This is a genomic window from Agrobacterium sp. a22-2 (assembly GCF_012276985.1).
Classification (GTDB): domain Bacteria; phylum Pseudomonadota; class Alphaproteobacteria; order Rhizobiales; family Rhizobiaceae; genus Allorhizobium.
The window spans coordinates 78,375-90,763 of the sequence record NZ_JAAXMM010000009.1 but is presented as its reverse complement, the minus strand read 5'-3'; the positions used below and the strand labels follow the sequence as shown (position 1 = coordinate 90,763).

The following is a 12,389-nucleotide window of genomic DNA, read 5'->3' as shown; positions in this document are numbered from 1 at the left end:
GATGACCCTGAATGCCCGCTATCTTCCGGTCCTGGCCACCGTCGTCATCTTCATCACCGCCTATGCGGTCTGCGCCCTGCAGTTCCCGGCCATGCTGTCGGTCCGGGTGATCAGCAATCTCCTGACCGACAACGCCTTCCTCGGCATTGCCGCCGTCGGCATGACCTTCGTCATCCTGTCGGGCGGCATCGATCTCTCGGTCGGCGCGGTGATTGCCTTTGCCGGCGTGTTTCTGGCGGTCCTGCTCGAAAACACCGGCGTTCATCCCGTCGTCGCCTTTGCGCTGCTGTTGGTCATCACCACGGCCTTCGGCGCCCTGATGGGGGCGGTGATCCATTATCTGGAAATGCCGTCCTTCATCGTGACGCTGGCCGGCATGTTTCTGGCGCGCGGCATGGCGTTCGTGCTGTCGATCGACAGCATCCCGATTGCCCACGACTTCTACTCGGTGATGCGCAAGACCTTCTACAAGCTGCCGGGCGGCGGGCGCCTGACGCTGATCGGCGGCATCATGATCCTGGTCTTCATCGTCGGCGCGCTGATTGCCCACCGCACCCGCTTCGGCGCCAATGTCTATGCGCTGGGCGGCGGTGTGCAGACGGCACGGCTGATGGGCGTTCCGGTCGGCCGCACGACGATCCTCACCTATGCGCTATCGGGCCTGCTGGCCGGTCTGGCCGGCATCGTCTTCTCGCTCTACACCTCGGCCGGCTATCCGCTCTCGGCGGTCGGCGTCGAACTGGACGCGATCGCAGCCGTGGTGATCGGCGGAACGCTGCTGACCGGCGGGTCTGGCTTCATCGCCGGCACATTCATTGGCATTCTCATCCAGGGATTGATCCAGACTTACATTACCTTTGACGGGACCCTTTCCAGTTGGTGGACGAAAATCCTCATCGGCCTACTGTTGTTTGCCTTCATCCTGTTGCAGAAGGGCATCCTCGCCCTGTCGCGCAAAGGCAGTGGATGACGAGAGAGAAGGGGCTTCATCTTGTACAACGGATTGCTCGGACCCGTGACGATAACCGGCTCGCGCACCAGCCACGGCCAGGTCGTCGATGAGATCGGTACGGCGATCATCAGCGGCGAGTTTCCGGTCGGCAGCGTCCTGCCGGGCGATCTGGAGCTGGCGCAACGCTTCCACGTATCGCGCACGGTGCTGCGCGAGGCGATGAAGACATTGGCCGCCAAGGGGCTGGTCGTGCCGAAAGCCCGTATCGGCACTCGCGTCACCGACCGGCAATTCTGGAACATGTTCGATGGCGATGTGCTGACCTGGCATTTCGAATGCGGCGTCAGCGAGGAATTCCTGCTCAGTCTTTATGAAATCCGCCTGGCCTTCGAGCCGGCAGCGGCCGCCCTTGCCGCCGAAAAGGCAACCCCGGAGGCGATCGACATCCTGCGGCGTCTGGCCGAGGATCTCGGCAATCCCGACCACACCACCGAAAGCCTGGCGATCGCCGATCTGCGCTTCCATATGGCGCTTGCCAATGCGTCCGGCAATCCGTTCATGCGCACGCTCGGCAGCCTGATCAAGGCGGCGCTGGTCGGCGCCTTCAAGCTGTCCTCGACACCCGCCGATAGAATGCGGGTCTCCGACGTCAAGGCCTCGCACATGGCCATCGTCGCGGCGATCGAGACCCGCGATGCGGCCGGCGCACGTGCCGCCATGGAAAAGGTCATCCTGGTCGGCCGGGACCGGGCGCAGGCAAGCTTTGCCGCGCAGCGCGGCTGATCCTTCCGTCCCCTCATCGTTTGATCTGCCCAAGGCGAGCCGCTCTTCGCCGTGCCTTGCCGAAAGGCGGTTCTGCGTGGTAGCTGATCCCACCTTTTTGACGACGCATATTCGGGAGTGTGACATGGACCGCAGCTGTCTGGCCGTTATTCTTGCCGCGGGCGACAGCACGCGCATGAAATCCTCGATGTCGAAAGTGCTGCATCCGGTCGCTGGCCGGCCGATGATCGCCCATGTCATGGCGGCCATCGCCAAAGCCGGTATCGCGGACGTGGCGCTGGTCGTCGGCCGCGACGCCGAGGCCGTGGCCAAGGCCGCTAGAGTCGATGGCCTGCAGGTGACGCCCGTCCTGCAGACTGAGCGCCTTGGCACCGGCCATGCCGTGCTGACCGCTCGCGACGTGATCGCCCAGGGTTATGACGAAATTCTCGTCGCCTATGGCGATGTGCCGCTGATCACCGAAGGCCCGCTTCTGGCCGCCCGGGCCGCCCTTGCCGCCGGCAATGACATCGCGGTGATCGGTTTTCACACCGACCGGCCGACCGGCTATGGACGACTGCTCGTCGACAATGGCGAACTGGTCGCCATCCGCGAGGAAAAGGACGCCACCGACGCCGAGCGCCAGGTCACCTGGTGCAATAGCGGACTGATGGCCATCAACGGCCGCAAGGCTCTCGACCTGCTGCAGCGCATCGGCAATGCCAATGCCAAGGGCGAATATTATCTGACCGATCTGGTCGAAATCGCCCGCTCGGCCGGCGGCAAGGCCGTCGCTGTCGATGCGCCGGAGGCCGAGCTTGCCGGATGCAACAACCGCGCCGAACTGGCACAGATCGAGCGGGTCTGGCAGGAGCGCCGCCGCCATGAGCTGATGCTGTCCGGGGTCAGCATGATCGCGCCCGAAACCGTCTTTCTCGCTTATGATACGGTGATCGGCCAGGACGCGCTGATCGAGCCCAACGTCGTCTTCGGTCCGGGCGTCGTGATCGAAGCCGGCGCGGTCATCCATGCCTTCTCCCATCTGGAAGGCGCCCATGTGGCAAGCGGCGCAACGGTCGGCCCCTTCGCGCGGCTGCGGCCCGGCGCAAATCTGGCCGAGGGTTCCAAGGTCGGCAATTTCTGCGAGGTCAAGAAGGCCGAGATCGGCAGGGGCGCCAAGGTCAATCATCTCACCTATATCGGCGACGCCTTCGTGGGGGCTGACACCAATATCGGCGCTGGCACCATCACCTGCAATTACGATGGCGTGAACAAGCACATCACCCGGATCGGCGAGGGGGCTTTCATCGGCTCCAACTCGTCGCTGGTAGCCCCGGTGTCGATCGGCGACGGCGCCCTCGTTGCCTCGGGCAGCGTCATTACTGACGACGTGCCAGCCGATGCGCTGGCGCTCGGCCGCGCCCGTCAGGAGATCAAGCCGGGCCGCGCCAAGGAGATCCGCGCTCGCAACCTGGCAGCCAAGGCAGCGAAGAAAACCGGACACTGAGTTCGTCCGGAAAGCGTAACCGTACGATACCGAATGTGACCGCCTTCGCGATTGCGGAATTTGCGAAAATCATTAGGACTGGCGCCACAGAGTAAAGCCAGACGGAGAATTTCATGTGCGGCATCGTCGGTATTGTCGGTAACAGGCCGGTGGCGGAGCGTCTTGTCGACGCCCTGAAGCGGCTCGAATATCGCGGTTATGATTCCGCCGGCGTCGCCACCATCCACGACGGCGCCATGGAGCGCCGCCGTGCCGAAGGCAAGCTGTTCAATCTTGAGAAGAAACTGTCCGACGAACCGCTGGCCGGCACGATCGGCATTGCCCACACCCGCTGGGCTACCCATGGTGTGCCCAACGAGACCAATGCCCATCCGCATTTCGTCGAGGGCGTCGCCGTCGTGCACAATGGCATCATCGAGAATTTTTCCGAGCTGCGCGATGCGCTGACGGCGGAAGGGGCCGAATTCACCACCCAGACCGACACCGAAGTCGTCGCCCAGCTGCTCGCCAAGTATCGCCGCCAGGGCCTCGACAACCGCGCCGCCATGCTCGCCATGCTCAACCAGGTGACCGGTGCCTATGCGCTGGTGGTGATGTTTCAGGACGACCCGGATACGATCATGGCGGCCCGCTTCGGCCCGCCGCTGGCCATTGGCTTCGGCAAGGGCGAAATGTTCCTCGGCTCCGATGCCATTGCCCTCAGCCCCTTTACCAACGAGATCGCCTACCTGGTCGATGGCGACTGCGCCATCATCCATCACGGCGGCGCCGAGATCATGGATTTCTCCGGCAAGCCGGTGAAACGCCCGCACCAGATCTCCCAGGCGACCGCCTTCATGGTCGACAAGGGCAATCACCGCCATTTCATGGAAAAGGAAATCTACGAGCAGCCGGAAGTCATTTCCCACGCGCTGTCGCACTATGTCGATTTCCAGGACCATTCGATCAAGCCGAATGTCTCGGCCATCGATTTCAAGGCCTTGCGGGGTCTTGCCGTCTCGGCCTGCGGCACTGCCTATCTGTCCGGCCTGATCGGCAAATACTGGTTCGAGCGTTATGCCCGCCTGCCGGTCGAGATCGATGTCGCCTCCGAGTTCCGCTACCGCGAAATGCCGCTGTCCACGGATCAGGCAGCCCTGTTCATCTCGCAGTCCGGCGAAACCGCCGATACGCTGGCCTGCCTGCGCTATTGCAAGGACGAGGGCCTGAAGATCGGCGCCATCGTCAATGTTAAGGAATCGACCATTGCCCGCGAGGCCGACGCGGTGTTCCCGATCCTGGCTGGCCCGGAGATCGGCGTCGCCTCGACCAAGGCCTTCACCTGCCAGCTGGCGGTTCTGGCGGCCTTGGCCATCGGTGCCGGCAAGGCGCGCGGCACGGTGACCCCCGCCGATGAAAGGCAGCTGGTGCGCAGCCTTGCCGAAATGCCGCGCATCATGAGCAAGGTGCTGAACGATATCCAGCCGCAGATGGAGAGCCTTGCCCGCGAACTGTCGAAGTTCAAGGACGTGCTCTATCTCGGCCGCGGCACCAGCTATCCGCTCGCCATGGAAGGCGCGCTGAAGCTGAAGGAGATTTCCTATATCCATGCCGAAGGCTATGCGGCGGGCGAATTGAAGCATGGTCCGATCGCGCTGATCGACGAGAACATGCCGGTCATCGTCATCGCCCCCCATGACCGCTTCTTCGAAAAAACCGTATCGAACATGCAGGAAGTCGCCGCCCGCGGTGGCCGCATCATCTTCATCACCGACGAGAAGGGGGCGGCCGCCTCCAAGCTGCCGACCATGGCGACCATCGTTCTGCCGAATGTCGCGGAAATCATCTCGCCGATGGTCTTCTCGCTGCCGATCCAGCTGCTCGCCTATCACACCGCCGTCTTCATGGGCACCGATGTCGACCAGCCGCGCAATCTGGCCAAATCGGTCACGGTGGAATGATGATCCGCGCCGAGCAAGCGGGCGATGAAGAGGCGATCGGCGAAATCACTGAGGCAGCCTTTGCCGGCAAGGATTACAGCGACCAGACCGAACACCTGATCGTGACGCGCCTGCGCGCCGCCCATGGCTTGACCATCTCCCTTGTGGCCGAAGACGAGGACGGCATCATCGGCCATATCGCCTTCTCGCCCGCGACGCTGTCGGGTGGCGAGCGCGGCTGGTTCGGGCTCGGACCGGTATCCGTGCGTCCGGATCGCCAGGGTCAGGGCATCGGCGCCAAGCTGATCCGCGAGGGTCTGGACCGCCTGCGGGATCTGGGAGCTGAGGGCTGCGTCGTGGTCGGCAGCCCGCAGCTTTACCCCAAGTTCGGGTTCGGTCATCACGCCAGTTTGACCTATCCGGATTTGCCGGCCGAATATTTCATGATTTTGCCCTTGCGAGGGTCTGTGCCATCCGGCATTGTCGCCTTCCATCCTGCGTTTTATGGCAGTGCAGCATAACGGCGGTACGATGAACGACAGCCCAGAGAAAATCTCCGTGGCGACGCGCCTCCGGAACAATTTCCTGACGGGATTGATTATTTGCGCGCCGATCGCCATCACCATCTGGCTGACCTGGTCCTTTATCCGCTGGGCCGACAGCTGGGTGAAACCCTACATTCCCGATCGCTACAATCCCGAAAGCTATCTGAAGTTCGCGGTGCCCGGTTTCGGCCTGCTGATTGCAGTGGTCACCATCACGGCCATCGGCTTTCTCGGCAAGAACCTGATCGGCCGCTCGATCGTCACCTTCGGCGAGCAGATCTTTCACCGCATGCCGCTGGTGCGTACGCTCTACAAGAGTTTGAAGCAGATCTTCGAATCGGTATTGAAAGACCAGTCCTCGTCCTTCAAGAAGGTCGGGCTTGTCGAGTTCCCCAGCCCCGGAATGTGGGTTCTGGTGTTCATCGCCACCGATGCCACCGGCGAGATCGCGGCGCGGCTCAATGAGGATGGCCAGGAAATGGTCGCCGTCTTCCTGCCGCCGACCCCGGTGCCGACCGCCGGCTTCCTGATGTTCGTGCCGCGCCACAAGCTGAAACTGCTGGACATGACCCCGGAAGAGGGCGCCAAGCTGCTGATTTCAGGCGGATTGATCGTGCCGAATTACAAGCTGCCGCAGGCTGCGGCTCCCCCTATCCCGCCCGCAGAAACCTGATCGCCTCGTCGCGACGGTGCAGGTAGAGCAGGACGCGCATGGCTTGGCCGCGCTCCGACATCAGGTCGGGATCGCGCTCAAGCAGATAGGCGGCATCCTTGCGGGCGATTTCCAGCAGATCGCCATGGGCCTCGAGGCTGGCAATGCGGAAGCCCGGCGTGCCCGATTGCCGTGTGCCGAGCAGCTCGCCTTCGCCGCGCAGTTTCAGGTCCTCCTCGGCGATCAGAAAACCGTCCTCGCTGTCGCGCAGGATCGACAGCCGCGCCCGGCCGGTCTCGCTGAGCGGTCCCTTGTAGAGCAGGATGCAGGTCGAGGCATCGGCGCCGCGCCCGACCCGGCCGCGCAGCTGGTGCAGCTGGGCCAGGCCGAAGCGCTCGGCATGCTCGATCACCATGATCGTCGCATCCGGCACGTCGACGCCGACCTCGACCACGGTCGTGGCGACCAGCAACCGCGTCTCGCCAGTCTTGAACGCCATCATCGCGGCATCCTTTTCCGGGCCGCTCATCCGGCCATGCACCAGCCCGACAGACGGTCCGATCGCCTGGGTCAGCACCGCGTGGCGTTCTTCCGCCGACATCAGGTCGGAGACATCGGATTCTTCCACCAGCGGGCAGATCCAATAGGCCTTCTTGCCATCGGCGACGGCAGCCCGCAGCCGCTCGACGATCTCGCCGGTGCGTTCGCTCGGCACCGTCACCGTCTGGATCGGCTTGCGGCCGGCCGGCTTTTCCGTGAGCTTCGACACGTCCATGTCGCCGAAGGCGGCCAGCACCAGGGTGCGGGGAATGGGCGTCGCGGTCATCACAAGCATATGCGGCGAGATGCCCTTGGCCGTCAGTCGCAACCGCTGATGCACGCCGAACCGATGCTGCTCGTCGACCACGGCCAGCATCAGGTTGTGGTAGGTGACCGAGTCCTGGAACAGCGCATGGGTGCCGATGACGATCTGCGCCTGGCCAGAGGCAATGCGCTCGGTAATCGCCTCGCGCTCGCGGCCCTTGGTGCGCCCGGTCAGCACCTCGACCGTGATGCCGGCCGCCGCCGCATAGGTCGAGATCGTTGCATGGTGCTGGCGGGCCAGAATCTCGGTCGGCGCCATCAGCACCGCCTGGCCGCCGCTTTCGATGACGGCTGCCATGGCGAGCAGCGCCACCAGCGTCTTGCCCGCGCCGACATCGCCCTGCAGCAGCCGCAGCATGCGCTGGTCGCTTGCCATGTCCTTCAGGATATCGGCCACGGCCGCTGCCTGGCTGGCGGTCGGCGAAAAGGGCAGGGCGGCCAGAATCTGGGCCGATAGGGTGCCCGTGGCTCTGACGGGCGTGCCTGCCACCTTGCGCAGCTTCTGGCGCACCAGCGCCAGCGACAGTTGCCCGGCTAGGAATTCGTCATAGGCAAGTCGGCGCCGCACCGGCGCCTGCGGGTCGATATCCATCTCGTCGCGCGGGTGATGCAGCCCGATCAGGCTGTCGCGGGCGCTGGGAAAGCCCTGACGCTCGACCAGCGGCCCGTCGATCCATTCGGCAAACTCCGGCACCCGCTCCACGGCGTGTTCGATGGCCTTGCGCAGCACTTTGGGCGACAGGCCTGCCGTCAGCGGATAGACCGGCTCGACCATCGGCAGGTTGCCCGCTTCGCTCGCCTTTACCATGTAATCGGGATGGACCATCGACGGCCGGCCGTTGAACCAGTCGACCTTGCCCGACACCATGACCGTCTCGTCGATCGGCAGGGCGTTTTCCAGCCAGTTTGCCTTGGCGCGGAAGAAGGTCAGCGCCAGTTCGCCGGTCTCGTCATGCAGGAAAACCCGATAGGGCAGGTTGCTCTTGCCGCGCGGCGGCGGCTGGTGGCGGTCGACCCGTCCGGTGACGGTGACGATGGCGCCCTGCTGGGCCAGCGCAATGCCCGGCTGGTTGCGCCGGTCGATCAGCCGGTGCGGCGCCACGAACAGGAGATCGATGACCCGGCAATCCTCGGCATCCTCGCGCCCCAAGAGACTTGCCAGCAATTGCGCAAGCTTCGGCCCGACGCCGGACAAGGACGCGATGGGCGAGAACAGGGGATCGAGCAGGGTGGGACGCATGATGGCTGGCAAAATGCGACGAGAATTACGCTCTTGGCAAGGCTGACAAGGCGGGAGTGAAGCGTTATAGAGGCGCATCAACAGGAAGGTGGCATGGCAATGACTGGATTGACCCGTAGCAGTTCCGATCTGGATCCCCGCCGCAAGCGTATCCTGTTTCGCTGTTGGCATCGCGGCATCCGCGAAATGGACCTGGTACTCGGCGAATTTTCCGAAGCCGAGCTTGCCGGCCTGTCGGACGCCGACCTCGACGAGCTGGAAGTGATCATGGCCGAGGAAGACAACGACCTGGTGCGCTGGATTACCGGCGCCGACCCCTTGCCGGAACGCTTCCGCACCCCACTTTTTGCACGTATCGCCTCCTACAAGCCGGATTTTTCCCCGGTCACGGTCGAGGCACTCGGTAAGGCCTGATGACATCCTTCTTCGACGCCAAGACAATCGCGCGGACTGACGCCGCGCTGACGCTCGCAAATGTGCCCGACGGCATGGACGCCTTCCTGCTGGCGGATCTCGCCCGCCAGGGGCGGCCCGTCGCCTATGTGCTGTCGGATGGCCAGCGCATGGCCGATATCGAGCAGATGCTGTCCTTTGCGGCACCCGAAATCCCGGTCCTGACGCTGCCCGCCTGGGATTGCCTGCCCTATGACCGGGTGTCGCCCAGCGCCGATGTCTCGGCCCGCCGTCTTGCCGCCCTGACCGGGCTGATTGCCCATGCCAAAAAGCCTCATGCCGGCATCGTGCTGGTCACCGTCAATGCCCTGCTGCAGCGCCTGGCACCGGCCGAGATCATCGAGAGCCTGGCCTTTTCCGCCCGGCCCGGCAATCAGGTCCGCATGGACGATATTGCCGCACGGCTGGAGCGCAACGGTTTCGACCGGGTGGCGACCGTGCGCGAGGTCGGCGAGTTCGCGGTGCGCGGCGGCATTCTCGATGTCTTCGTACCCGGCTCCGAAGAGCCGGTGCGGCTAGACTTTTTCGGCGATACGCTGGAAAGCATCCGCTATTTCGATCCGGCCAGCCAGCGCACCACCGGCCAGGCCCGCTCGCTCGACTTGAACCCGATGAGCGAGGTGACCCTGACGCCGGAAACCATCGGGCGTTTTCGTAAAAACTACCTGTCGCTGTTCGGCGCCACGACCCGCGACGACGCGCTTTATGCCGCCGTCTCCGAAGGCCGACGCTATGCCGGCATGGAACACTGGCTGCCGATGTTCTACGACGGGCTGGAGACGGTCTTCGACTATTTGAACGGCTTTATGATCGTCACCGATCATACTGTGCGCGAGGCCGCCCAGGAACGCGCCAAGCTGGTGCGCGACTACTATGAAGCGCGCCTCAACTCCGCCACTCCCGGCAAGGGCCACCTCAGCCAGGGCACGCCCTACAAGCCCGTGCCGCCGGAGCATCTCTATCTCGGCGCTGCCGAATTCGGCAAGGCGCTCGATGCGGTCAATCCGCTGCGGCTGACGCCCTTTGCCGAACATGACGGCGAGACCCGAAAGGTCATCGAGATCCAGGCGCGTTCCGGCCCGCGTTGGGCCAAGAACGCCACCGAGAGCGCCGACGAAGGCCGCCGCAACGTCTTCGACCAGGCGGTCAAATATATCGCCGAAAAACGCGCCGCCGGCGCGCGCGTGCTGATCTGCGGCTGGTCGGAAGGCTCGCTCGACCGCCTGCTGCAGGTGCTGAACGAACATGGTCTGGAGCGGCTGAAGCCGGTCGCCTCGTTTGCGGATCTCGACACGCTGAAGAAGGGGCAGGCCGCCACCGCGGTGCTCAGCCTCGAGGCAGGCTTCGAGGCGGGCGATCTGGTGATCGTCGGCGAACAGGACATTCTCGGCGACCGCATGGTGCGCCGTTCCAAGCGCCGCAAGCGCGCCGCCGATTTCATCTCTGAGGTGGCCGGCCTCGATGAAAACTCCATCGTCGTGCATGCCGAACACGGCATCGGCCGGTTCATCGGCCTGCGCACCATTCAGGCGGCCGGCGGCCAGCATGCCTGCCTCGAGCTGATGTATGCCGACGAGGCAAAGCTCTTCCTGCCGGTCGAGAATATCGAGCTCTTGTCGCGCTACGGCTCGGAAAACAGCGACGCGCAGCTCGACAAGCTCGGCGGCGGCGCCTGGCAGATGCGCAAGGCGAAGCTCAAGAAACGCCTGCTCGACATGGCCGGCGGCCTGATCCGCATTGCCGCCGAGCGGATGATGCGCTCGGCACCGGTTCTGGCCACCCAGGAAGGCCTCTACGACGAATTCGCCGCCCGTTTCCCCTATGACGAGACGGAAGACCAGATGAACGCCATTGAGGCCGTGCGCGGTGACCTCTCCGCTGGCCGGCCGATGGACCGGCTGATCTGCGGCGACGTCGGCTTCGGCAAGACCGAAGTGGCGCTGCGCGCCGCCTTTGTCGCCGCCATGAACGGCATCCAGGTGGCCGTCGTCGTGCCGACCACGCTGCTCGCTCGCCAGCATTTCAAGACCTTTACCGAGCGCTTCCGCGGGCTACCCGTCCGCATCGCCCAGGCCTCGCGCCTGGTTGGCTCCAAGGAACTGGCGCTGACCAAGAAGGAAGTGGCCGAAGGCAAGACCGATATCGTCGTCGGCACCCATGCGCTGCTCGGCGCCGGCATTTCCTTTGCCAATCTCGGCCTGCTGATCATCGACGAGGAGCAGCATTTCGGCGTCAAGCACAAGGAGCGCCTGAAGGAGCTGAAGTCCGACGTGCATGTGCTGACCCTGTCTGCCACGCCGATCCCGCGCACCCTGCAGCTCGCCATGACCGGCGTGCGCGAACTGTCGCTGATCACCACGCCGCCCGTCGACCGCATGGCGGTGCGCACCTTCATCTCGCCCTTCGATCCCCTGGTGATCCGCGAGACGCTGATGCGTGAGCATTATCGCGGCGGCCAGAGTTTTTACGTCTGCCCGCGGCTCGCCGATCTCGCCGATATCCAGGCGTTTTTGCAATCCGATGTACCGGAGCTGAAGGTCGCCGTGGCCCACGGCCAGATGCCGGCCGGCGAGCTGGAAGACATCATGAATGCCTTCTACGACGGCAGCTATGACGTTCTGCTGTCGACCACCATCGTCGAATCCGGCCTCGACGTGCCGACCGCCAATACGCTGATCGTGCATCGCGCCGACATGTTTGGTCTCGCCCAGCTCTACCAGCTGCGCGGCCGCGTCGGCCGCTCCAAGGTGCGCGCCTTCGCGCTTCTGACGCTACCGGTCAACAAGGTGCTGACCACCACGGCCGAGCGCCGCCTGAAGGTGCTGCAGTCGCTCGACACGCTCGGCGCCGGCTTCCAGCTCGCCAGCCACGACCTCGATATCCGCGGCGCCGGCAATCTGCTTGGCGAAGAACAGTCCGGCCATATCAAGGAAGTCGGCTTCGAGCTTTACCAGCAGATGCTCGAAGAGGCGGTCGCCGAGGTCAAGGGCGATGACGAGGTGCGCGACACCGGCTGGTCGCCGCAGATCCAGGTCGGCACATCGGTGATGATCCCCGACGACTATGTGCCCGACCTGCACCTGCGCCTCGGCCTCTATCGCCGCCTCGGCGAAATCACCGACCTCAACGATATCGACGCCTTCGGCGCCGAGATGATCGACCGCTTCGGCGCCATGCCGGTCGAGGTCCAGCATCTGCTGAAGGTCGTCTACATCAAGGCGCTGTGCCGCAAGGCCAATGTCGAGAAGCTGGAAGCGGGTCCCAAGGGCGTCGTCGTGCAGTTCCGTCACCGCGAATTCCCCAACCCGGCTGCCCTTGTAGGCTATATCGCCAAGCAGGGCTCGATGGCAAAAATCCGCAGCGACCACAGCGTCTTCCTGACCCGCGACCTGCCGACGCCGGAAAAGCGGCTACAGGGCGCGGCCGTGGTTATGACGCAGCTGGCGGAACTCGCCCGCCTGCCTTGATGGCGGGACTATAGCGATCGGGACAGTT

The 12,389-nt window shown here is 64.2% G+C and carries 9 protein-coding genes; 8 read left to right on the top strand and 1 reads right to left on the bottom strand.

From position 1 onward, the window contains the following. Positions 1–7: 7 nt before the first annotated feature. The 6 genes from yjfF (at position 8) to HFC70_RS15220 (ending at position 6,358) form a co-directional block, all read left to right on the top strand. Positions 8–970 carry a galactofuranose ABC transporter, permease protein YjfF gene (yjfF, locus tag HFC70_RS15245; RefSeq protein WP_168474299.1) on the top strand — a complete coding sequence of 321 codons (963 nt, stop codon included), beginning with the start codon at positions 8–10 and terminating at the stop codon, positions 968–970. Positions 971–991: 21 nt separating this feature from the next. Further along, positions 992–1,735 (top strand): FadR/GntR family transcriptional regulator, encoded by a 744-nt coding sequence (locus HFC70_RS15240; protein ID WP_168474120.1) that lies wholly within the window; start codon positions 992–994, stop codon positions 1,733–1,735. 124 nt (positions 1,736–1,859) lie between these two features. Beyond that, positions 1,860–3,221, top strand: a complete 1,362-nt coding sequence (gene glmU / locus HFC70_RS15235) for a bifunctional UDP-N-acetylglucosamine diphosphorylase/glucosamine-1-phosphate N-acetyltransferase GlmU (protein WP_168474119.1) — start codon at positions 1,860–1,862, stop codon at positions 3,219–3,221. A gap of 113 nt (positions 3,222–3,334) precedes the next feature. Beyond that, positions 3,335–5,161 carry a glutamine--fructose-6-phosphate transaminase (isomerizing) gene (gene glmS, locus HFC70_RS15230; protein ID WP_168474118.1) on the top strand — a complete coding sequence of 609 codons (1,827 nt, stop codon included), beginning with the start codon at positions 3,335–3,337 and terminating at the stop codon, positions 5,159–5,161. After that, on the top strand, positions 5,158–5,661 hold the full coding sequence (locus HFC70_RS15225; RefSeq protein ID WP_168474117.1) for a GNAT family N-acetyltransferase: 504 nt from the start codon (positions 5,158–5,160) through the stop codon (positions 5,659–5,661). Before glmS ends, HFC70_RS15225 begins: the two co-directional genes overlap by 4 nt. Positions 5,662–5,671: 10 nt before the next feature. Next, a complete protein-coding gene (locus HFC70_RS15220) occupies positions 5,672–6,358 on the top strand; it encodes a DUF502 domain-containing protein (protein WP_168474116.1) in 687 nt (228 codons plus the stop codon). On the opposite strand, the gene recG is transcribed toward HFC70_RS15220, so the two are convergent. Next, positions 6,336–8,441, bottom strand: a complete 2,106-nt coding sequence (recG, locus tag HFC70_RS15215; RefSeq protein WP_168474115.1) for an ATP-dependent DNA helicase RecG — start codon at positions 8,439–8,441, stop codon at positions 6,336–6,338. The two genes, HFC70_RS15220 and recG, sit on opposite strands and share 23 nt — an antisense overlap. 99 nt (positions 8,442–8,540) lie before the next feature. On the opposite strand from recG, the gene HFC70_RS15210 reads away from it, so the two are divergent. Together HFC70_RS15210 and mfd are read left to right on the top strand one after the other, a co-directional pair. Next, entirely contained in the window at positions 8,541–8,855 is a 315-nt protein-coding gene (locus HFC70_RS15210) for a succinate dehydrogenase assembly factor 2 (RefSeq protein WP_168474298.1), read from the top strand. After that, positions 8,855–12,361, top strand: a complete 3,507-nt coding sequence (gene mfd / locus HFC70_RS15205; protein ID WP_168474114.1) for a transcription-repair coupling factor — start codon at positions 8,855–8,857, stop codon at positions 12,359–12,361. Before HFC70_RS15210 ends, mfd begins: the two co-directional genes overlap by 1 nt. Positions 12,362–12,389 lie beyond the last annotated feature (28 nt).